Source organism: Luteithermobacter gelatinilyticus (assembly GCF_005849285.1).
Classification (GTDB): domain Bacteria; phylum Pseudomonadota; class Alphaproteobacteria; order Sphingomonadales; family Emcibacteraceae; genus Luteithermobacter; species Luteithermobacter gelatinilyticus.
Genome location: NZ_CP040517.1, coordinates 791,627 through 814,058, shown reverse-complemented (window position 1 = coordinate 814,058; position 22,432 = coordinate 791,627). Strand labels below are relative to the sequence as shown.

Below are 22,432 nucleotides of genomic sequence, written 5' to 3'. Positions count from 1 at the left end.
GTCTTTTCCTGTTCGTCGTCCCGAAGCTGAAACGGGTTTACCCGTTGGTCGCTTTTTTCACATTCGGTGACGTCATGTCCAGCATTCTTTCCACCAGTCGGAACATGCCGCTGGCATTGGAGCCCTTTACCATGACCACATCGTCACAGCGCAAATCAGCGTCCAGGGCCTGCGCCAGATCCTCAATCGTATCAAAATGCGCAACAAACATTTTATCTTCCAGCACCCGGCCCAGATGCCTCATGTCTGTTCCTATCAGATAGAGCCGCTCTATGCCCGCAGCGCTAACAGCGTCCGCCAGGGCCGCATGCAGCGCGGCACTTTCGGATCCCAGTTCTGCCATATCCCCAAGCACGGCGATACGCCGCCCCTGCGAAGCGGGGGTGATCTGTCCCTGGCTGGCCAGAGCGGCCCGCATGGATGCCGGATTGGCGTTATAACTCTCATCAATCAGCACAAAGGCAGCCTCATCGCCTGTAGTCCTGCCCCTGTCGGTGCCTTTCTCCGGGCGTAGGGGAATTCTGTGGCGCTGACCGCGCCCCTTGAGCGGCGCCATTTCCGCCAGCGCCAATCCCGCAAGGCCCAGGTCTCCCCCCACCTGATCCACAGCGCCCAGCACTGCCAACGAATTCAGAACCCAGTGCTGCCCCGCCAGACCAATCCTGTAGGTCATGATTTTGCCGTTCACATTGGCGGTCACGATGCTTTGTGTTTCCTCAAGAACCTGCTCCAGAATATGGATATCCGCTTCCGGCGTGCTGCCGAAAGAAACAATTTTGTTCACGCCGACCTGTTCGGCTCGTTGCCGCAGCCGGCCGTACTGATCATTGTCCCGATTGAGAAGAGCCACCCCCGGCCCTGTCATGGCGGTAAAGATTTCGGCCTTGGCGTCGGCAATCTCTTCCACGCTTTCAAAAAATTCGCTATGAGCCAGTTCGACTGTGGTCACAATCGCCACATGGGGCCGCACCAGTCTGACCAGCTCTTTCAGCTCCCCCTTGTGGTTCATGCCCAGCTCAAAAACACCATAGGCCGCATCCCGGGGCATGCGCGCCAAGGACAACGGTACGCCGATCTCATTGTTGTAGCTTAAGATGCTGGCATGAGTTTTTTTGTCACGCCCCAGCGCCAGACGCAGCGCTTCCTTGACTCCGGTCTTGCCAACACTACCGGTGACCGCAATAACCGGCGCCTCCACCCGATCGCGCCCCGCCCTGCCCAGCATCACCAGCGCCGCGCGCACATCCTTCACCATCAGCAGACGGGCCGGATCAGCGCCAGCAACGGGCTTGCTGACCACCGCTCCTGCCGCTCCCTTCTCAAACACTTCTGCCACATAATCATGACCGTCGAAATGCGGACCTGACAACGCAAAAAACAGATCCCCCCGCTTAAGCGTACGGCTGTCGATGGAAATGCCCTGACAGTCCCACTGCGCCCGGACGTCACTCCCCAGCACCCGCCCCAGTTCCCGGGACGTCCACAGGGCGGTTTCATCGACAACTTCGGTCATGGGGTTTCTCCTCCCGGGCTGGCCGAGGGGGACAGCTCCGCCAGCGCTGTACGCACCTCCGAAACATCATCGAAATCAATGACTTTGTTGGCAATAACCTGCCCCCTTTCATGACCTTTGCCGGCCACCAGAAGAATATCCCCGGCTTCAAGATCCCTGAGCGCCCGGCGAATGGCCTGGGCCCGATCGCCGACCTCGGTGGCCTCGGGGCAGCCGGCCATAATCTCGGTACGGATCGCTGCTGCATCTTCACTGCGCGGATTGTCATCCGTTACATAAACCCGATCTGCCAGCCGCGCCGCAATCTCGCCCATGGGCTTTCTTTTGCCCCGGTCCCGGTCACCACCGCAACCGAACACCACAGAAAGCCGCCCCCGGACATGAGGCTGAAGCGCCTTGAGCGCCGTTTCCAGGGCATCCGGCGTATGGGCGTAATCCACATAGATCCGGGCGCCTGACGGATGCCGGCCGGCATTTTCCATTCGGCCCCGAACAGGCCGCAGACAAGACAACGCCTTAAAGGCCTGGTCTGCCTCACCCCCGCAACCGATGACCAGTCCCACAGCCATCAGCGCATTCATAGCCTGAAAGCTGCCCACCAGCGGCAAATCTATATCATAAAGGCGCGCCCCATAAGAAACCGTGATTTCCTGACCGTTGGGCGTGGAACGCTGGCTGAGCAGACGGATGTCTCCATCGTACTGCCCGACGGTGATTACCTTGTGCCCCCGGGCCCAGCAGATATCCTCCACATCCCGCATGATGGGACAATCCGCATTCAACACGGCCGTACTGCCCGGTTTCATGATCTCTCCGAATAGACGGGTTTTGGCGTACAGATAATTTTCCTCACTGCCGTGATAATCATAATGATCCCGGGTCAGGTTGGTAAATGCCCCCGCAGAAATATGCATGCCGTCAAGGCGGTATTGCGCCAGACCATGACTCGATGCCTCGAACACCACATGATCCACCCCCAGATCGCATAAATCGCTCATCGCCTTGTGCAGGGTGACGGGATCAGGTGTGGTCAGGCCGGTTTCCCGGTGATAATCGGGACCAACCACGCCCAGCGTGCCCACCGATGCCGCCTTTAGCCCCAGATGATCCCAGATCTGCCGGGTAAAGGACGCTACCGAGGTTTTGCCATTGGTGCCGGTGACCGCAGCCACCCTGTTCGGCTGACGGCGAAAATAACTGGCGACAATATGCGGGAAGACCCGCCCTGGCGTGTCATGGGTCAACCACACCACCGAAGGGTGAGAACCCTTTTCTGTAGGCGCGCAAAGAACGGCCACAGCCCCTTTGGCTATGGCCGCTTCGATAAAATCCGCGCCGTTATATTTGAGACCGGGCAGGGCCACAAAAATGAAACCGGGCTGTACCTTGCGACTGTCGGCTGTGATTCCGCTGACCTCCAGATCCGCATCCGGTGTGATCTCAAGCGCGAATTTGGTCCGTGTCTCTTTCAGAAGCTCGGATAATCTCATCTGTTTTTTGTTCCGCCATCCGCCGAAGTTAATATAAAATGTGCCAGCCCGGGGTCCTGCTCTTTTTCCGGCATGACCCCCAACAGGGGACCAACTTTCTCTATCACACTGCCCACAAGAGGGGCCGCCGTCCACCCGGCCGTCGCATAATAAAAGGTTTCCTCGATGCCCCGGGGTTCATCCAGCATGGCAAAAACCACATATTGGGGATTGTTCATGGGAAAAGCTCCCACAAACGAGGACACCAGGTCCTTTTCCCGATACCCGCCCTTGCCGGGTTTTTCCGCCGTGCCGGTTTTGCCCCCCACCCGGTACCCCTGAACATCGGCCTGACGGCCCGTACCATATTGTACGGCAAGACGCATCAGGTCCCGCATGGTCCGGCTGGTTTTTTCGGAAATCACCCGGCTCAAATGCCGGCTTTGCCCGGAAGGATCGGCGCGGTGCCGATCGCCATCACCTTGGCGCAACAAGGTGGCAGGAATATGACGCCCGCCATTGACCAGGGCGGCAACGCCGGAGGCCAATTGCAGCGGAGTGATGGCGATGCCATGCCCATAAGAAACGGTCATCATTTCCACCTCGCCCCACTGGCGCGGCAACAACGGGCTTGCCACTCCGGAAAGTTCAATGGAGGGTTCGCTCATCATGCCGATCTTCCTGAGAAACGCCCGCTGGCGTTCGGCGCCGATGTCCCGTGCCATAAGCGCGGTGCCGATATTGCTGGAATAGGTAAAAATCTCCGGCACGCTGAGCCAGCGCTTCTTGGCGTGATCGTCCCGAATGGTGAACCGGTCCACCTTCAGCGGCTCGGTCGCATCATAGCCACCTTCCAGGTCAACCACCCCGCTCTCCAAAGCCATGGCGACCGTAAAGGCCTTGAAACCGGACCCCATTTCATACACGCCCTGCGTTACCTTGTTAAACATCTGGTCCCGGCCGGCCCCCGTATAATCATTGGGATCAAAATCCGGCAACGACGACAGGGCAAGAATTTCGCCAGTCTGCGCATCCATGATCAGCCCCGCCGCCCCCTTGGCGCTGAATTTATCCATATAGACTTTCAGTTCCTGACGCAGAATATGCTGCACGCGGATATCAAGGGACAAAACCAGCGGTTCATTAACCCGCAACGGATCCGACAGATGGTCGTTGAAAAAACGCTCCACCCCGGCGAAAGCCTGATTGTCCACCCCCACATATCCCAGCACATGCGCCGCCAGCGGACCATGGGGATAGGTGCGTTTCTCCTCTTGCTCCAGCTCCAGGCCCGGCTCGCCAAGGCTATTGATTTGCCAGACTTCACGCGGGCTGAGTTTGCGTTTGATCCATACATGGTGACTGGAAGATTTCAGCTTGTTCAGCACCTCGACCCGGTTAAGATCCGGCAGGATAGCTACAATCTTGTCGGCCACCGTCTCCGGCTCACTGATCAGACGCGGCCGCGCCGCCAAAGACGGGCTCAACAGATTAGTGGCCAGAACCACGCCATTCCGATCCAGAATATCCGCCCGCCCGGTGATATAATCGCGCGGCGCGGCGGCCACATAACTTGCGCCTTCCCGCATTTCTCCAAACGCCCCGATGCTGATCAGGCGTATCGCCAGAAACCCAAAACCCAGCGCAAACAGCACCAGCGGCACAATCAGTCGCGTGCGGGCCATCTCTATGGCCCCCTGCCTTGCCCCTTCGATATGTAGATCAATAGATCTCAATTGTGTTTTTCCAATTTTGTCAGAATTCGCTCATAAAAACTTTTTGAATGCTGCGCCGGCGCGGATTTCGATTCCGCCTGAACCTTTGGCGGCGCAGGATAATGTACCTGCCTCTCCTGACCACGGGTCAGGTAGATATCGCGCCTGTTGGGATTTGCCCGCCTCTCCTGCGGCTTTTCACGCGGCAAAAGCAAAGGAAAGCTGTCCACGGGATAACCGACAAGCTCAAACTCCCCGTCCCGACCTGAAATGTCTTCCAGAGAGGCAGCCAGTTGTACATTTTCCATCGGCCGCAGGTTGAGAAACCTGTCCGCCAGTTTCTGCAAACGCTCCGGGCGGCTGAGATAGGCCATTTCCGCCTTAAGCACCTTGATGGCCTCCTGGTCCTTCAGAATATTGCGGCTCAGCTCCCGTTTGCGTTCCTCCAACCGTTCCGTGGCCTCTTTCAGGTTATAGACGGCGCCCGCCGACACCAGCACCATCAGCAGCGCCATCGCAGCAATTATCCTGATCATGCCGTATCCTCCTTTTTCCAAGCCGGCGCGGAAGTTCTGCGTCCGGCCCGCATTTTCGCCGACCTTGAGCGAGGGTTGAGACGTAGCTCTTCTTGAGACGGCTTCACCCCGCCCCGAACAATCATTTCGAAACTTGGCTTTGACCCTTTCGCTGCTGCCGCAGGCAAATGGCGTGATCCCCGGGAAAGCGCTCCGCAACGTTCCCGGAAAAAGTTTTTGACGATACGGTCTTCCAGCGAATGAAAGGTCACCACACACAGCCTGCCGCCCGGCATAAGAAGCCGTTCCGCTGCCGCCAAAGCCTGGCGCAACTCGCCAAGTTCGTCATTCACGTAAATCCGCAGGGCCTGAAAGGTGCGGGTGGCGGGATGAATCTGCTTTTGTCCGCGCGCCGGCCTTTTCGGCCCTGCCGCCCGGGCCACAACATCCGCCAGTTGTCCGGTTGTGGTAATGGGGCGGTTACGGCGCGCCTCGACAATCGCCCGGGCAATGCGCCGGGATTTATGCTCCTCGCCATATTGGTAAATAATGTCAGCCAGCGTCGTTTCATCTTCTTCATTGACCACATCCGCTGCGCTCCGCCCGCTTTGCGCCATACGCATATCCAGCGGGCCGTCTTGCTGAAACGAAAACCCGCGCGCCGCTTCATCCAATTGCATGGATGACACCCCGATATCCAGCACAATACCATTCACGCCGGTTACCCCCTGCGTTTGCAGCAGGTTTTCCATGTCTGAAAAACATCCCTCAAGCAAACGAAACCGGCCGGGATATACCTGTTCGAACTGTGTTCCCGTTTCGCGGACTGCGGGGTCCCGGTCGATAGCCCATACCATGCAATCCGCCCGATCCAGCAGCGCCCGGCTATATCCGCCCGCGCCGAATGTGCCATCCACAATGACTTCACCATCTGCGGGAGACAGGGCTGCCAGCACCTCTTCCAGCAAGACGGGAAAATGTTTCCGGTCGTCCGGAGAGGAACGCCCAGCGCCATGATCGGAATCATGTGTGGTATTTTTTCGGGGATCACGGGGGGAAGCTGCGGTCATCATGCCCCTTGCCCTTCCCCGGCAGGAAGCCGGCTTTTCCATTTCAGCATCGCCCGATTATTGCGGGCCACTTCGCGCGCCTTGGCCAGTTCGGCCTGGAAGGCCTCCGGTTCCCAGATCTGAAAGGTGTTGCCACGCCCGACAAAGGTCGCCCGATCGACAATTCCGGCAATTTCCATCAACTCCTGGGGCAGTATGATGCGGCCTTCGCTGTCAAAAGCCAGGCGGGAGCTGGACGAGATGATGGACAATGTGAAGGCATCATGTTCTTCGGAAAACGGGGCCAGATCGTCAATGGAGTCCGCCAGCCGGTCAAGATGGGCCAGATCACAACCTTCAATGGCATCATGTACAAAGGACGGGTACACCACAATTCCCTGCCAGGATCCTTCGGGCAAGGCGGCGCGAAAGGATGCCGGCACGGAAACCCGGCCTTTCTTATCCACCTTGTTGGTGTATGTCGATGTAAATTTCGGCATTGCCCGTCCCGACAATCGGCATGTGGTGCGTTATTGCATGGCCTGCGTCCCCTCTGACTCGCCTCCTTATGGGATATCATGGGATATAGTGCCTCGTCAATGGGAATACATGGTATAGATATGGGGTTAATAATGCTTTAAAGTGAATTGCGAACAGGTTGCCCAAAAAACCAAAGGCCACGCCGTGTCCGGCATGCGGTGTGTTCAGTTGGTTTCAGAAAAACAATTTCCGGGAAAGACTCGGCGGCCACAAATCCGCCAGCGCCCTTGACGCAGTCAGGCCATGAACAAGCCACTCAGGTCAAGAACAGAAAATAAGCCAGGATAGGGCAGGAAAAACGAAACACCCGGCATCGGCCGCGTTATAGAAATAAGATTAAGATATAGAATAAAACAGAGCAGAGAAAATCAAACCGAGCAGGAAAGATTGAGGCCAGCCCTACAAACGTTCCGCCAGCGGCCCAAACATGACCCGCACCCGACTTTCGTCATAATCAAATTTCACCCCCATTCGATCTTCATCCTGCCAAACCACGGTGGCCGGCAGAGACCACTGATCCTTGATCACGAGATTGGCCAGGGTTCCGGGTTTGAGCGGCAGATCGAATTTCAGTTTGGCGCCGCCCAGGGACACATCGAACACCACACAATCAAAACTGTAAGTGCCCACATTGATCACCGATTTCCATAACACCGGCTGCCGGCGGCGGGTCCGGCGTTCTTCAGAGCGAACAATCCGACCCTTGTCGCTTTTTTTATTTTCCCAGTCCTCTTGCCGTTTTTCAATCATACTCTCTACCCGTACATCCTCAAAGAACCCACATCATATGATCCCAAACATGAATATGCAAGAAAAGATGCACCACTATGGCTTGCGCCAAATCCCTGGCTCCTGAACCAGATCTGACCGGGAGAATTGTACATGATTTCTGAGCCGTTAACAGTTTTGGCCCGTTAATAGTTTTTGACGATACTGAGCCTGAAGGTCCGTGGCTGCCCAATGGAGACCAAGCCGTCACTGCTGATTCCGGTTTCGAGTGTCCGATCCAAAAGATTGAGAGCTTCAAAGCCGATCTGCCAGTCGGCTCCCGCCTGATACTGCAAGGCCAAATCCACACTGAACAGATCGTTCAAGCGCAGAGTATTCAGATCATCTTCAAACGGGCCATCGCCATAACGGGCCACCAGGGTAATGTCCAGACGCCCCGCTGGCTGCCAGTTGACCAGAATGCTCCCCTGATGTTCCGGGCTTTGCGGCAGTCTCTTGCCGTCAAGCTCTGCATGGGCAATGCTTTGTTCTACCCGCCCGCGGACGTACAGATAGCGCAGATCATAAGACAGGCGCTCTCCCAAATCTCCCTTCAGGCGCACCTCTGCGCCATGACTAGCGATACGATCGAGATTTTGCCGTTGACGCAACACCCCCGGGACAAACCCGAATGGCGGAATGACGCCGGGCCCCTGCCCGATAGTGACATTTGCCACAGCCTGATTGAGACGGGTGTAAAAAAACGTAACTTCCAGGCGGCCCTGTTCCGTAAAGCGGTGTTGGCCGCTGACTTCAATCCCGTAAAGCCGTTCCGGGTCCAGCTGCGGATTGGCTTCCGTAATGTCTGTGCGCACCCGAAACGGCCGATAAAGTTCATTGATGGTCGGCACCCGAAATCCCGTATAGGCGCTCACCCGCAGACCGCTGTCGGGACTGAAACGATGCTGCATGGAAACCCGCCCATTTATAATTTGCCCTGAACGTTCGTCAAAGCTTTCATCGCGAATTAGCCTGTTATCCTGCAAGTTCCATTCCCGGCGGTGACCGTTATAGAGCCGCCAATAGTCCAGCCGCGCCCCCAGGGTTAGGGTCGTACTTTGCCCCAAAGTCACCCTGTCCTCGACAAATATTCCGGCAAAAAGCTGCCGCCCGCCGGCGGCACGTTCCCGGTTTGGCACACCAGCCACAAAAAAGAACCGCTCATGGGTTTCGCCCTTAAGCAGACGCAGGTCAACACCGGTTTCCAGATGATGTGGGTGCAGATCAGAGGCCTGCAACAGAAAGCTGCCGCCCAACATCTCCGCAGGCATGTCAAACTGATCCAGCACCACACGATCGGCCGTCCTGCGCTCATCCGTGGCGGCAAAACGGTTGCTGAACTCACGACTGCGGCCGAATAAAAGAAACTGCCAGTTCAGACGACTATCCCGGCGAGCCAGGCTGAAACTTCCATCATACAGACGACTGTCATTCGGGGCCGATGGCAGGCCATTAAGACGATGTTCTTCATAAAAACCAGCCCCTACCGCCAGGGTCACCTGTTCCCGCAGCGGCACCGTCAGCCGCCCCCCAATCCGACGGCTTTCCAGTGACGCTTTTTGATCAATGGACCCGCGTTGCTCTTCAGATAACAAATGATGTCCTACGCTATCGAGATATCCCCCGCTCAGGGACAACATCACCCCGTCCAGATCCAGACCTCCCGACGCCGCCATTTCAAGGCTCGTCAGACTGTCTACCATCAACCGGGCCCACCCCCCTTCCCGGGGCGAACGGCTGCTCAGATTTATGGTTCCGGCAAGGGCCGCCTGGCCCCACTGTCCGGCGCCACCGCCACTCACCAGACGAAGGCTTTCAAGGTCAGCAGCCTCCATCCCGTTCCAGTATACCCAGCCCCCAAAAGGGTCGTTTTGCGGCACGCCATCCAGCAACACCAGAACCCGCCCCGCGCCATTGGGGCCCAGATGCCGCAGTCCGCCCCCCTGAATTGAAGGATGTGCTACCAGGCTGCTGTGGCGACGAAATAGACCAAACCCCGGATGAAATCTGAGTTTCCGGTCGAGCTGGCGGCCCGGCAGACTGGCGAGATCCCCCGCCGTCCAGAGGTCTTCGCTAAATGAGCTATCCGCCAGACGCGCCAGTGGGGTGCCCGTCGTGACGATTTCCTCCACTGCCGGGGCGGCAAAACCCGGCACCGCCCCGATGAGCCCTCCCAGCGCCAGCATAGCTGCAACAATAGACGCTACACACTTCACCATAACTTCCCGTTCAGCCCCCTTGGCGATAACAAAATTGGGGTCTCCTTACCCCGGACAGGGGTTAGACCTTATCAGGGATGATCACAATCGGAACAGCTGCCACCTTCTGGCAGCGGGTATTTAAGGCCAGTGGCGCAATTAAACAGTATAACCTGGTCCTGAAAACTGACCATTCCCTGTTCCAGGGCCTGTTTCCATGCGGCAAAGGTTGCGGCCCCTTCCGGACATAACAAAAGGCCGTCCTCACGCGCAACCTGATCGCGTGCCTTGAGAATCTGCTGATCCGATACGGCCGTTGCGAAACCACCGCTTTCCCGTAAAGCGCGCAGAATCAGAAAATCCCCTACCGCCACCGGCACCCGAATGCCCGCCGCAACTGTGGCCGCATCACGCCACAAGGATGCCTGATCCCACCCCTGTTCCCAGGCCCTGACAATTGGCGCACAGCCTGTGGCCTGCACCGCCACCATGCGCGGCAGCTTGTCCCTGATCCAGCCCAGAGCCACCAATTCCTGGAATGCCTTCCACATCCCGATCAGCCCAGTGCCGCCTCCGGTGGGATAAAAAATCACCTCCGGCAAAGTCCCGCCATATTGTTCGGCCAGCTCCAGCCCCATGGTCTTTTTGCCTTCAAGACGATAAGGCTCTTTGAGCGTGGAAAAGTCGGCCCAACCAGATTCCTCAACCCCTTTCTGGACAATCCGGCCGCATTCATGGATCAAACCATTAACCTTATGCAATTCCGCGCCCTGCGCCGCCATTTCCCGCAGGTTAATCTCTGGCGTATCCTCCGGACAGAAGATCGTGGCCTTCAGGCCAGCATAACGGGCGTAAGCCGCAAGAGCCGCGCCAGCATTTCCGTTGGTCGGCATGGCCAGGTGTCTAAGCCCCAGTTCCCGCGCGCGGCCCACGGCCACCGCCAGTCCCCGCGCCTTGAAAGAACCGGTCGGCAGGCGTCCTTCATCCTTGACAACCACCCGAGCGCCCGCCGGCACACTGTAGCGCAAGGCAATCAGTGGAGTCACGCCCTCTCCCAGGCTGATTACATTCTCTCCGTTCATTACCGGCAAAAGTTCCCGATACTTCCAGAAACCGCTGCGACGGGCTTTCATCTGCGCCCATGTGACGCTCCGGTTCACCTTGTCCAGGTCATAACGCACCATGAGCGGTTTGCCGGTCCGCGACAGTCCGTGAGGCCGACCAATATCATAACGTTCTCCGCTCAGGGAACATTCCAAATGATGGGCACAGGCCGACGCGCTGGTATAAAGGCGCCGCAAATATTCCTGCTCAGGGCTTTGGAACGGAAGGCGTGAAGGTTGTCGGGACATCAGTTTCTCTCACCAGGAGCTCAATACAGACCTTATCGGGGATAAACCACCACAATTCGGCCATCCCAGCATGCGCCTAGCCGTCTTATACTGTCAAGTTCACTGACCGGTTCACAGGCGAGTTTTCTAACCCAGCCTCAAATTTGGGCCCAAGTTTGCGCCTCAAGTTCAGGAGGCGCCCCCGCCAAAATGACGGAACCAGAACATTTTTCCGCCCGGGTCAAGCTGCAACAGATGAATGCAGCACAGGATCATGGTGACGGTCTGGCCGTCTTCCGATAAGGGCAAGGCCAGGCTGGTATAAGGCTTGGGATCCTCCCCGGGCCAGGAGAAATCGCTTCGGATGTAATAGGGTTTCTTGTGGCTTATCAACCATTGGAACCGTTGTATTATTTGCCCGCTATAAGGAATTTCATCAATAAAATAACCTGTTCTGTCCCCCTCGAACAAAGGGGTAAGACCCGTGCCCAGCAGGCGAATTCTGAATTTGACGGGGTTGGCCACCACATCCACCAAGAGCAGATTTCCCAGAGCGGTCGGAACCTTCACAGGATCAAAATCCTTTCGTGAAGGCATCTGTCGGCTGCCTCTGATCAGATTCCAGTATGCCAAAACGTCTTTCTGGAAATTTTCGGAAAAATCACCTTTGGAAAGGTCGGTCACTAAAGTGTCCGGACTATTAGCGTGTATCACGATTATTCCCCTTAAATCCTGTAGATTAACAGGACATCCCCCAAACATAATGCTGGCGAAGGGGCTGCTGCAGCATTACGTTGTGTGATGTTTTGATGCGACAATATTATCTTTATCCGGCGTTGGATTCCAGCGCAAAAAAGTTAACAAAAAGTTAACGCACTGCTTTGCGGGGCGGCGCAAGCGGATGCGGCGTTCCACAGACGGCAGCACTATGGATTGCGTCGTCGCTGATGTTTATCGCGATGACGTTCCCCTCTCATCACAATTCGCTTTATATCGAGGTGGTTCCCCAATCAAGTTGCAAAGAACGGCTGTGAATGCCAACGGGGTTTATCTGTACTCTTCCGCCGCCCTGCGACAGTCAGGAAACGGGAGGAAGTTTGACAATGTCAAGGCAGTTGAAAATAAAATTAACGTCTATGTTATTTTCTGAAAAAGGCAGGACCAGAGAATTATAGGCAAACCGTTCTTCCTTTCTATCTTCCTCAGACCAAAAGAAAATATCATGGACATAATAGGGGCGCTTATTTTCCAGCAACCAGTCAAAACGGTGCGTAACCCTTTCGATATCGGGCAGTTCCATGAATCTTTGACCGTTGGCATCAAACCCTGCCAGCAGGGTAATCTCGGTCCCAATTAAACGAAATTTATATTTTTCCGGAGGCTCCCCAACCTCAATAATCATGATTTTTCCAAGAGCGGCAGGTACTTGCAATGGGTCAAACATTTTCCGGGAAGGCATTATTCGGTCGCCCCGCAACGCCTGCCAATAGGCATATATGTCCTTATGCCAGGCCGCTGCGAGTTCCTGATCAGCGAAGTTCATTAAAAGGGGGTCTGTCACTGTCGCTCCCTTGAAAACTTTTTTATGAATTTTTGTATTGCCGCAAACACTTTCAAAAGCCTGTTCTACAATAGATGGATTTCTTTAAGAAAGCTTTAAGGCGGGCTTCCTCTTATCCGGAAATACCCCTAACACAAAATAACACTTTAAATTGAAAAATATTTATAATAATATACTAAAGATATATGACCAAGAACCACTTCAGGGAGCCGTTTCCCATAGGGGCCGTAAGATGATGGGGTTTTCCGATATTCAGGACTTTGTCACCGCCGCCCAGAAAGCCGCTGGGGGACAAGAGTTGAAACGGGTCATGAGCAAGGCTGTCAGAACGCTGGGGTTCGATTATTTTTCCTGTCTTTCCTTGGTGGATTTTGTCTCGCCGCCGCCGGATGCCATTGGTATTGTGCATTATCCTGAAAACTGGGTATCCCGATACTTGGACCAGCGATATTTTGAAACGGACATCATTTTAAAAAAAGCCCTGTGCGTTCCCACCCCCTTTTACTGGCACAAGCTGGACAAGTTGAATAAACGCCAGCAGCAGATCATGGATGAAGCGGCCCAGTGCGGGCTTAAAACAGGAATCACCGTGCCCATCTATGTGCCGGGTCGGTTGCCAACCACATTCAACGTTTCAGGAAGCTGCGTGGATCTGCCACCCAACAGCCATCATGCCCTGCATTTAATGGCAATATATTTCCAGGAAGCAGCGACCCGCATTTTTAACAAATCGGATCAGGACGATCGGCCCGGCGTCCCTCTGACCAACCGGGAACGGGAATGCCTGAGCTGGGTGGCGGCAGGAAAAAGTGACAATGATATTGCCGATATTCTGTCCATCAGTTCCAGCACCGTACATTTTCATGTGGAAAACGCCAAACGCAAACACGGCGTACCGACCCGTGTACAGGCCGTAATCCGCGCCGTCATCAGCGGAGAAATCAGGCCGTAACCGCTGTTCTTACCCACATATGACCTGCCTGTTGTCCCCGGTTCCCGGCCCGCTGTATGAGGGGAAACGCCACCTATTTATTTCGCCACCTATTTATTTAATGAGTCCATATATGATCCCGGCCTTCATCTCCGTTCCGGCTTATCGGCTGACCTGATGCGTTCGTGACCCTATCCGACTAGGGAGGTTACAACGTCCTACCTTTCAAGGCATTCTCGCAAACATAGATGTAAATGTTCGGCAACAAAGGAGACGGTTTCATGATCACCTTGGTCACTGCCGCAAACCGGCATCGTTATCTGACAGCCATTTCCCAAATGCACCGGCAAAGATACCGGGTTTTTGTGGAACAGAAAGGCTGGTCGCTTCCCTTGGCCCGGCCGGGATATGAAAAGGACCAGTTTGATACGGAAGACGCCTTGTATCTTATGGCCTTGGATGAACAGGGTGACGTTTTGGGCAGCATGCGCCTTTTGCCGACGGAAAAACCACATCTGATGTCCGAAATATTCCCTCACCTCATCGAAGGAGAAGTGCCACGGGGCCCCAAAATCTGGGAATGTTCGCGGGCCTATATCCTGTCTGGAGGGAACGGTGGCCTGAACCTGATGAATCCGATCGGCGCCGCCTTCAGCAGCGCGTTGATGGAAGCGGCCCTGCTTTATGGGATTGAGCAGATCACCTTTGTCACGGATATGGCGACGTTTCCCTGCATCTTGCGCGCGGGCTGGGGCATTGAACCGCTGGGCTATCCACAGGACATGGACGGCGAAACCGTCATCGCCTTTGCCATCAAGGTTTCAGCCGTGGGGCTCGAACTGGTCCGCCGCCGCCGCAGCATCACTGGCGCCGTGCTGCATATCGACCGGCCCACACCAAACCCCGTTGCTCGGAATGTGGCCTAGAGTGAATTGTGAATAGCTTGGCTCAATTCACTCTAACACCATGCCGATTCATATCGATTCAGGACAGTAAAAAGGCGGGAGGGATCAGAGCAAAAGAGATCAGTTAAGCCCCTTGGCCAGACTGCCAAGTTCCCCCCGGATGATTTCCGGCGCATCACAGAATTTCAGCCCGACAAAACCATCGGCCGACCAGATAACATTAGCGGCGCGTTTCAGTTTGTCTTTGAGCTGGACATAAACTTTCGCCCCCTGCTCCAACGGCAGGTCCACCTTGAGCCGAATTCCGCCCAGCGAAATGTCATATGCCGTACAGTCGAAATTATATTTTCCCACATCCAGCCTGGCCGGCAACAACACTGTGCGGCGGTTATGACGGCGCATGGAACTGAGAATTTGTCTGATTACGGAATCCTGCATGTGTCTACCTGGCTCTAAATATACTTTATAGTGACAGGGTACAAAGCCGATCGTTAAAAAAAACTTAATATTAGTTACATTTTTCGCTTTAGAGACCAAGCGGATAAAGTCTGTTCGGACCGGGGCCTTACCACAGTTTACTCCAGATCTTATCCGGATTAATGATACCAGACGGCCTGTAAGCCGGGTTCTGTCCTCCGGTTGTCCGAAGGGATGGCCATTCATCTGGGACGACTGTTGCCAGCCGCCTCATGCAATCAACCCGAACAACGCTCCGGAAGTGAGCCGCCGGGGGAATGCCCCGGCTTGTCGTTCCTATTTGATCTTGCACCCGGTGGGGTTTACCCTGCCTTTTCTGTTGCCAGAAAAGCGGTGCGCTCTTACCGCACCCTTTCACCCTTACCTGAAACTCGTTTCAGGCGGTTTTCTTTCTGTGGCACTTTCCCTGGAGTCGCCTCCGCCGGCCATTAACCGGCACCGTTCTTCCGTGGTGCCCGGACTTTCCTCTGCGGCAGACCGCAGCGGCCATCCGGCCATCTGGTTTTATTATTATCGCTTATTTATGAACAGAAGTGCAAGCGTCTTGTCAAAAAACGCAACACTCAGGGCTGGACCAAGGCGCTCAGTCAAGTCCTGCAACAAGTTCGCCCAAAACGCCCCGGATCTGATCTGCATCGTCCAGGAATTTCAGGCCCAGAAAGCCGGTAGCATGCCAGACCACCGCGCCATCCAGTTTGGATTTATCCTTGATTCTGATCTTGACCTCGGCCCCCCGGGCCAAGGGCAGATCCAGCTTCATACGCACCCCGCCAAGCGAAATATCATACAACATGGAACGGAATTCATAAGCCCCGACATAAAGCGTCGCCGGCATCACCACCGTGCGTCTTTTGTGCTTGCGCAGGCAATTCAGACCATCCCTGATTTTTTCGATCCGTTGTGCATCCATGTCCACTGCCGCCTTTGCCATTATCTTTGCCCTGACTGTCGTATGCCTCTATTGCGTTAACCCTTTGACGGAAGAATAGCCCAAAAATATTGACAAAGTTCTAAGATGAAGGGCTTGCACTGCATTTTTTTCGCTGTATTGTCGGAAAACAACAACAAGCTACCACATGATCATGCAAGGACCGGACACGTCAATGAAACAGGTGACAAACACAATACAGACCCTGCTCAAAACCCTTATTATGGCCATGCCGCTGTTGATGCTTTCAGGCTGTGGCGGGGATGATGAGATTGTTTTCGCCACGGGTCCGGCCGGTCCCAATACCGAACAGACCCTGAAACCCCTGCCTGAAGGCATTCTGCCGGATCAGGAAAACGCCCGGCACACGGAAAATTAAGCAGCGTCCTTGAGCCGTAACAGGGCGTTCAGCAACGCCCGGCTTTCCGGATCCGCCATGCCGTCAAACCTGGCCGGACGGAAGTGACGCTGGAATGCGCTCATTACGGCAATGGTTTCGGCATCATAGACCCCGCTGCAGTCAAGCCCGTACCCATAACGCCGCAAATCCTCCTGCAACTGTGTGATCTCCGCCCCCGTCTGCCCTTTGGAAAAGGTCTCGCCTTGCATGTCTTCCCCGCCCCTCTGCGGCCAGACCGCAAGTCCCTCCCGCGCCAGCCTGGGCCAGTCAAACAGCTCCCCCGGATCTTTTTTTCGTCCCGGCGCCACATCCGAATGCGCGAGCACATGCCAGGGCCGGATGTTATATGTCTCACAGATCCGGCGGCATAATGCCACAAGGCTGTCCATCTGGGCCTCAGGAAAGGGGCGATATCCTCCTTTGTAGCCCGGATAGGCATGCCCCGGATTGACCAGTTCGATGCCAATCGAAAAGCTGTTGATGTCCGTCTCCCCTTCCCAGCAGGACACCCCCGCATGCCAGGCGCGGTTGTGTTCATGCACCAGACGCAGGATACGGCCGTCCTCCTCAATCATGTAATGGGCGCTGACCTTCGCGCGGGCATCACACATGCGGCTGAGCGCCGCAGCGGCGGAAACCATGCCGGTATAATGCAGGATCAGATAACGGATTTCGGCGTCCGCCCGGCGGTCATCAAAATTCGGCGAGGGCGCCTCGAATATGGCAAGACGTCTCATAACGGCATCCTTCAGCCTGCGCTCAGGGCAGCATCTCCTTGGGTAGTTTACGATTCTTCACCCAATCACGATAATGGATCAGCCCCAGCCCGCCAAGGGTTATTCCGGCACCGATCAGAAACCGCAGGGATAACACCTCGTCTAGGAAGACCACTGCCGCCGTGGTGGCAAATACCGGCACCAGCAGCAGGATCGGCGCGATCTGCGCCACCGGATAATGTTTCAGCAGATAATTGATGCCGCCATAGCCGACAATGGACGAAATCACCGCCGTATAAATCAGCATGCCCCAATGCAGCGCGTCCAGATGAACGAGTTCGGCGATCTGCCCCGTCTCGAACCACAGGCTGAGCGCCAACAGCAGCGGCACGCTGTAAAAGGCCGTCCAAGCCTGTACCCTGAGAATGCTCACCGTCTGCATGCGCCGCATCAGGGTGGTACCGATGGAATAAAGCGTGACCGCGGCCAACATAATCGCTATCGCCAGTCCTTCGCCAGCAATGGCCGGGTCAAAGGTGATGATGATCACCCCGCCAAAAGCCACAGCAATACCCGTCATCCGCCAGAGACTTATTTTTTCGCCCAGGAAAAAATGCGCCAGCAGCAGGGTGATCGGGATATTCATCTGCACCACCACCACGATGGCGGAAACCTGGCTCGCCATATTCATGCCCAAAAACACAAAACCGAAATGCAAGCCCCCGATACAGATCCCCACCAGAAACAGCTTTGTCATGGCGCCTTTCGTCACCCTTAGCCACGGCAAAAGGATCAGCAGCACGATGACAAACCGCAGCGTGCCGAACCAGAACGGGCTCAACTGTTCCAGACCGATCTTCATCACCACGAAATTAAGCCCCCAGGCCAGCGCAACAACTAGGCCCAGTAAAAGATGCAGCGGGGACATGGACGTTTCCTTTTCCCTTGTTATGTCATATGCCGTTCTTTGGCGATGCGGTCATAGGCGGCATTGATGGCCGCCAGTTTGTCGTTGGCCACGGTGATGAATTCCTCCGGCACGCCTTCCGCCATCAGCCGGTCCGGGTGGTGTTCCTTGATCAGGCGGCGATAGCGGGCGCGAATCTCGCTGTCCGAGGCCTCCCGCCCCACCCCCAGAACAACATAGGGATCGCTGCGGTCCGGACCCATATGGCCCTCGCGAATACGGCGATAGTCCGCTGCTGAAAACCCGAAAATCTGCGCCACCTGTTTGAGGAACTCCTCTTCCTGCGGGTGCATCACCCCGTCGGCGAGCGCAATATGAAACAGGATGTCCAGAAGCTCCTCCAGCACCTCGGGCCGATCATGAAACAGGTCGGCAAGCTGGCGCGCATAGGCCTCATAGCCCGTCACGTCCCGGCGCGCCAGATCGAACAGGCGGCCGACATTTTTGACTTCCCCCTCCGGCACCCGGAAGGCCTGTTTGAACACATTGACCTCATCCCGGGTCACGCGTCCATCCGCCTTGGCCATTTTGGCCGACAGCGCGATCACGCCGATGGTGAAAGTGATCTGACGCAGGCCCTCGGCGCCCGCACCACCGTGCCCTGTAAGTTTCTTGTTCAGTTTTTTACTGGCCGCATGCCCGGCCAATGCCCCGATCAGACCACCGATCGGCCCAGCGAGCACCAGCCCTGCGGCCCCGCCCAAGATCGTACCCCAAATCGACACTACTGGTTCCTCTGCATTTTTTTCGTGACTTTCGTGTGTTACATAGAAACACTTATTACGCAATAGGCATCAATTCCCTTCATCCGGATATTTATCTGACTTTAACATTATGAAAAAAAGTAACACTGGCAAAAAATGGCGGTTCTGGATTGATCGGGGGGGGACGTTCACCGATATTGTGGCGGCGCCGCCGGCCACTGTTTGCGGGGGCGAGTTGCTGACCCACAAACTGCTGTCGGACAATCCGGAACAATATGAGGACGCCGCCCTTCAGGGCATGCGCGACCTGCTGGGCCTGCCCAAAGACGCGCCGATCCCCGCAGACCGGGTGGACAGCATCAAGATGGGCACCACGGTCGCCACCAACGCGCTTTTGGAACGCAAGGGCGAGCGCACCCTGCTCGTGATCACCCGAGGGTTTAAGGACGCGCTGCGCATCGCGTACCAGAACCGGCCGGATCTGTTCGCGCTCCATGTCACGCTGCCGGAGCTTCTTTATGACCAGGTGATCGAGGTGGACGAACGCTTAAGTGCCAGCGGCGAGGTGCTCATCCCGCTGGACCTGGACAGCCTCAAACCACCGCTTCGGGCCGCCCATGAAGACGGCATCAACGCCGTCGCCATCGTGCTGATGCATGGGTATCGCTATCCCGATCATGAACGGAAAATCGCCACGCTCGCCCGCGAGACCGGCTTTTCCCAGGTTTCCACAAGCCATGAGACCAGCCCGCTGATGAAGCTCGTCAGCCGCGGCGACACCACCGTGGTGGACGCTTATCTCTCGCCCGTGTTGCACCGTTATATAGACCGGGTCAAGGACGCGGTGCCGGGCATCCCGCTCTATTTCATGCAGTCTCATGGCGGGCTCGCCCATGCAGATCATTTCCGGGGCAAGGACGCCATCCTGTCGGGCCCGGCGGGCGGCATTGTGGGCGCAGCGAGGACCGCCGCCCAGGCGGGGGTCGACAAGATTATCGCTTTTGACATGGGCGGCACCTCCACCGATGTGGCCCATTACCGGGGGCAGTATGAACGCCGCCATGAAACCCAGGTGGCGGGCGTGCGCATGCGGATTCCCATGATGCATATCCACACCGTGGCCGCCGGCGGCGGCTCGATCCTCGGCTTCGATGGCAGCCGTTTTCGCGTCGGGCCTGAAAGCGCTGGCGCCAATCCCGGTCCCGCCGCCTATCGCAGGGGCGGGCCGCTCACCGTCACCGACGCTAATCTGTTCCTTGGCCGGCTTGATACGGGCAGCTTCCCCCATGTGTTCGGCCCCGGTGCGGATGAACCGCTGGATCTTGACGTGGTGCGCCGCAAATTCGCAGCGATGGCGCAGGAGGTCAAGGCCGCCGGACAGGAAATCAAGAGCCCGGAACATATGGCCGAAGGACTGCTGGCCATCGCCGTGGAAAACATGGCCAGCGCCATCAAGAAAATCTCGACCCAGCGCGGCTATGACGTGAGCCGCTATACCCTCACAAGTTTCGGCGGCGCGGGCGGGCAACATGCCTGCCTGGTGGCCGACCGGCTGGGCATAACGCGGGTGATGCTGCATCCTTTCGCCGGGGTATTGAGCGCCTATGGCATGGGCCTTGCGGACCTCAGAAACCTGCAGGAGATCACCCTGGAATGCCCGCTGGACACGGCGCATCTATCCGAAATTGAGGCTGCCCTGAACCGGCTGGCGCAAGCCGCCCGGGACGAACTTAAACAACAACGGGTTCAGGACATCCGGGTGGAACGCACCCTTGAGATCAAATATCAGGGCAGCGACAGCCCGCTGCAGGTGCCGTATGGCTCCCTCAAGGAGATGCGCCGGAACTTTGAAACCTTGCATAAACAACATTTCGGCTTTATCAGCCCGGACCGGCCGCTGATTGTCGAAGCCGCCCGCGCCGAAGCCCGGGGCGGGGGCGAAGCTCTTCCCGACCGGGCCGCAACGTCCCCCAACGGCCCGCGTCCGGCCCCCAAAACCCGGCGGATCTTTTGTAGCGGCAGGTGGGTCGAGGCCGCCGTCCTGCATCGGGATGCCCTCACCCCCGGCACAGCGGTCCCCGGCCCCGCCATGATCCTGGAAGATCACGGCACCAATATTGTGGAGATCGGCTGGCAGGCGGAGCGGGACCCGCTTGGCAACCTGATTCTGACCCGCACCACGCCGCTCCCCCGGCAAAAAGCCATCGGTACCGATGCCGACCCTGTCATGCTGGAAATTTTCAACAATCTGTTCATGTCTATCGCCGAACAGATGGGGGCGGTGCTGCAAAATGTCGCTCATTCGGTCAACATGAAGGAACGGTTGGATTTTTCCTGCGCCCTGTTTGACGGCGAAGGCCGGCTGGTCGCCAATGCGCCGCATATGCCGGTGCATCTGGGCAGCATGGGCGCGAGCGTGCGCACCATCATTGAAAAGCGAAGCGCGACCATGAAACCAGGGGATGTCTATGTGCTGAACGATCCTTATAATGGCGGCACCCATCTGCCGGATGTGACGGTGGTCAGCCCCTGGTTCGATGAAGACGGAAAGCCGTTGTTTTACCTCGCCACCCGCGGACATCACGCGGACATCGGCGGTCTCACGCCGGGCAGCATGCCGCCCTTCTCCCGTCATATCAACGAGGAAGGCGTGCTGCTGGACAATGTGCATCTGGTCAAAGACGGGGCCTTTCAGGAACAGGCGATCACGGATCTGTTGTCCACCGGACCCTGGCCAGCCCGCAATATCCCGCAAAATATCGCCGATCTCAAGGCGCAGATCGCCGCCAATGAGAAAGGCGCGCGGGAGCTTTCCCGTATGATCGAAGAATTCAGCCTGCCAGTGGTCCGGGCCTATATGGGCCATGTGCAGAAAAATGCCGAAGAAGCGGTGCGCCGGGCGCTCGATGTGCTGCATGACGGGGCCTATGATTATCCGCTGGACAATGGCGCCATAATCCGGGTCAGGGTGGGCATCGACAAACAAACCCGCCGCGCCCGTATTGATTTCACCGGCACCTCGGCCCAACAGGACAATAATTTCAATGCCCCGCTCGCCGTCTGTCGCGCCGCGGTGCTGTATGTGTTCCGCTGTCTGGTGGACGACGATATTCCGCTTAATGAAGGCTGCCTCACGCCGCTTGATATCATCGTACCGGAAGGCTGCCTGTTGAACCCGCGGCCGCCGGCGGCAGTGGTGGCGGGTAATGTGGAAACCTCGCAAGCCGTGGTCAACGCACTGTTTCTCGCGCTCGGCAAGATGGCCGCCGCCCAGGGCACCATGAATAATTTCACCTTTGGCGACGAGACGTTCCAGTATTACGAAACCCTCGCCGGCGGCATGGGCGCGACGGCGGATCATGATGGACAAAGCGCCGTCCAGAGCCATATGACCAATTCCCGCCTGACCGATCCCGAAGTACTCGAATGGCGCTATCCGGTCTTGCTGGAAGAGTTTTCCCTCCGGCGCGGCAGTGGCGGTGATGGACGGCACCGGGGCGGCGATGGCCTTGTCCGCCGGCTCCGGTTTCGCCATGCCATGCAAGCGGCCATCATTTCCAATCATCGACAGATTCCCCCGCCCGGGCTGAACGGCGGGGATGACGGTCTACCCGGCATCAATAAGGTTATCCGCCGCGACGGTCGGGAGGACATATTGGGGCCGGCCGATGAAACGGATATGCAACCGGATGACGTTTTTGTCATCGAAACCCCGGGAGGCGGCGGCTTTGGACAGAAATAGCGG

At 56.7% G+C, this 22,432-nt stretch carries 20 protein-coding genes and 1 other RNA gene; 4 read left to right on the top strand and 17 right to left on the bottom strand.

Annotation, left to right across the window (positions count from 1 at the left end; genetic code table 11):
- Positions 1-37: 37 nt before the first annotated feature.
- The 11 genes from FE788_RS03700 to FE788_RS03650 all read right to left on the bottom strand — a co-directional run bounded on the left by FE788_RS03700 (position 38) and on the right by FE788_RS03650 (position 12,641).
- Positions 38-1,513 (bottom strand): UDP-N-acetylmuramoyl-tripeptide--D-alanyl-D-alanine ligase, encoded by a 1,476-nt coding sequence (locus FE788_RS03700; RefSeq protein ID WP_138379373.1) that lies wholly within the window; start codon positions 1,511-1,513, stop codon positions 38-40.
- Positions 1,510-3,003, bottom strand: a complete 1,494-nt coding sequence (locus FE788_RS03695) for a UDP-N-acetylmuramoyl-L-alanyl-D-glutamate--2,6-diaminopimelate ligase (protein ID WP_138379372.1) — start codon at positions 3,001-3,003, stop codon at positions 1,510-1,512. Before FE788_RS03695 ends, FE788_RS03700 begins: the two co-directional genes overlap by 4 nt.
- Positions 3,000-4,667 (bottom strand): peptidoglycan D,D-transpeptidase FtsI family protein, encoded by a 1,668-nt coding sequence (locus FE788_RS03690; protein ID WP_138379371.1) that lies wholly within the window; start codon positions 4,665-4,667, stop codon positions 3,000-3,002. Before FE788_RS03690 ends, FE788_RS03695 begins: the two co-directional genes overlap by 4 nt.
- A gap of 47 nt (positions 4,668-4,714) precedes the next feature.
- Positions 4,715-5,233 (bottom strand): cell division protein FtsL, encoded by a 519-nt coding sequence (gene ftsL, locus FE788_RS03685; RefSeq protein WP_138379370.1) that lies wholly within the window; start codon positions 5,231-5,233, stop codon positions 4,715-4,717.
- On the bottom strand, positions 5,230-6,285 hold the full coding sequence (gene rsmH / locus FE788_RS03680; protein ID WP_210414124.1) for a 16S rRNA (cytosine(1402)-N(4))-methyltransferase RsmH: 1,056 nt from the start codon (positions 6,283-6,285) through the stop codon (positions 5,230-5,232). The genes ftsL and rsmH overlap by 4 nt, the downstream gene beginning before the upstream one ends.
- Entirely contained in the window at positions 6,282-6,761 is a 480-nt protein-coding gene (mraZ, locus tag FE788_RS03675) for a division/cell wall cluster transcriptional repressor MraZ (protein ID WP_138379369.1), read from the bottom strand. Before mraZ ends, rsmH begins: the two co-directional genes overlap by 4 nt.
- Before the next feature lie 439 nt (positions 6,762-7,200).
- A complete protein-coding gene (locus tag FE788_RS03670) occupies positions 7,201-7,551 on the bottom strand; it encodes a PilZ domain-containing protein (RefSeq protein ID WP_138379368.1) in 351 nt (116 codons plus the stop codon).
- 164 nt (positions 7,552-7,715) lie between these two features.
- Entirely contained in the window at positions 7,716-9,788 is a 2,073-nt protein-coding gene (locus tag FE788_RS03665) for a TonB-dependent receptor (RefSeq protein ID WP_138379367.1), read from the bottom strand.
- A 71-nt stretch (positions 9,789-9,859) separates the two neighbouring features.
- A complete protein-coding gene (locus FE788_RS03660) occupies positions 9,860-11,119 on the bottom strand; it encodes a threonine synthase (protein WP_138379366.1) in 1,260 nt (419 codons plus the stop codon).
- A 168-nt stretch (positions 11,120-11,287) separates the two neighbouring features.
- Positions 11,288-11,812 (bottom strand): PAS domain-containing protein, encoded by a 525-nt coding sequence (locus FE788_RS03655; protein WP_210414123.1) that lies wholly within the window; start codon positions 11,810-11,812, stop codon positions 11,288-11,290.
- A gap of 364 nt (positions 11,813-12,176) precedes the next feature.
- Complete coding sequence (locus FE788_RS03650; RefSeq protein WP_281277196.1) at positions 12,177-12,641, bottom strand: PAS domain-containing protein; 465 nt, start codon at positions 12,639-12,641, stop codon at positions 12,177-12,179.
- Positions 12,642-12,891: 250 nt separating this feature from the next.
- Between FE788_RS03650 and FE788_RS03645 the strand changes: the two genes are divergently transcribed.
- On the top strand, positions 12,892-13,611 hold the full coding sequence (locus FE788_RS03645; protein WP_138379363.1) for a LuxR family transcriptional regulator: 720 nt from the start codon (positions 12,892-12,894) through the stop codon (positions 13,609-13,611).
- A gap of 260 nt (positions 13,612-13,871) precedes the next feature.
- Positions 13,872-14,516 carry an acyl-homoserine-lactone synthase gene (locus FE788_RS03640; protein WP_168190251.1) on the top strand — a complete coding sequence of 215 codons (645 nt, stop codon included), beginning with the start codon at positions 13,872-13,874 and terminating at the stop codon, positions 14,514-14,516.
- Between the two features lie 99 nt (positions 14,517-14,615).
- Here the strand turns inward: FE788_RS03640 and FE788_RS03635 are convergent, their stop codons facing one another.
- From FE788_RS03635 to FE788_RS03625, 3 genes are all read right to left on the bottom strand, one after another.
- Positions 14,616-14,933, bottom strand: a complete 318-nt coding sequence (locus tag FE788_RS03635; RefSeq protein WP_138379361.1) for a PilZ domain-containing protein — start codon at positions 14,931-14,933, stop codon at positions 14,616-14,618.
- Positions 14,934-15,096: 163 nt separating this feature from the next.
- Positions 15,097-15,474: RNase P RNA component class A (gene rnpB / locus FE788_RS03630), an RNA gene on the bottom strand.
- A gap of 81 nt (positions 15,475-15,555) precedes the next feature.
- Entirely contained in the window at positions 15,556-15,903 is a 348-nt protein-coding gene (locus FE788_RS03625) for a PilZ domain-containing protein (protein WP_138379360.1), read from the bottom strand.
- Between the two features lie 172 nt (positions 15,904-16,075).
- On the opposite strand from FE788_RS03625, the gene FE788_RS03620 reads away from it, so the two are divergent.
- Positions 16,076-16,279: a hypothetical protein gene (locus FE788_RS03620; RefSeq protein WP_138379359.1), complete on the top strand. Its 204-nt coding sequence runs from the start codon at positions 16,076-16,078 to the stop codon at positions 16,277-16,279.
- Here the strand turns inward: FE788_RS03620 and FE788_RS03615 are convergent.
- From FE788_RS03615 to FE788_RS03605, 3 genes are read right to left on the bottom strand one after another with little or no spacing between them, the layout of a single operon-like run.
- A complete protein-coding gene (locus FE788_RS03615) occupies positions 16,276-17,037 on the bottom strand; it encodes an N-acetylmuramoyl-L-alanine amidase (RefSeq protein WP_138379358.1) in 762 nt (253 codons plus the stop codon). The two genes, FE788_RS03620 and FE788_RS03615, sit on opposite strands and share 4 nt — an antisense overlap.
- Before the next feature lie 22 nt (positions 17,038-17,059).
- Positions 17,060-17,944, bottom strand: coding sequence for a DMT family transporter (locus FE788_RS03610; protein WP_138379357.1), 885 nt, complete (start codon positions 17,942-17,944; stop codon positions 17,060-17,062).
- 20 nt (positions 17,945-17,964) lie between these two features.
- Positions 17,965-18,708 (bottom strand): TerB family tellurite resistance protein, encoded by a 744-nt coding sequence (locus FE788_RS03605; RefSeq protein ID WP_138379356.1) that lies wholly within the window; start codon positions 18,706-18,708, stop codon positions 17,965-17,967.
- A 109-nt stretch (positions 18,709-18,817) separates the two neighbouring features.
- Here FE788_RS03605 and FE788_RS03600 point away from each other — a divergent pair, with 109 nt between their 5' ends.
- Positions 18,818-22,429 carry a hydantoinase B/oxoprolinase family protein gene (locus tag FE788_RS03600; RefSeq protein WP_138379355.1) on the top strand — a complete coding sequence of 1,204 codons (3,612 nt, stop codon included), beginning with the start codon at positions 18,818-18,820 and terminating at the stop codon, positions 22,427-22,429.
- Positions 22,430-22,432: the final 3 nt, after the last annotated feature.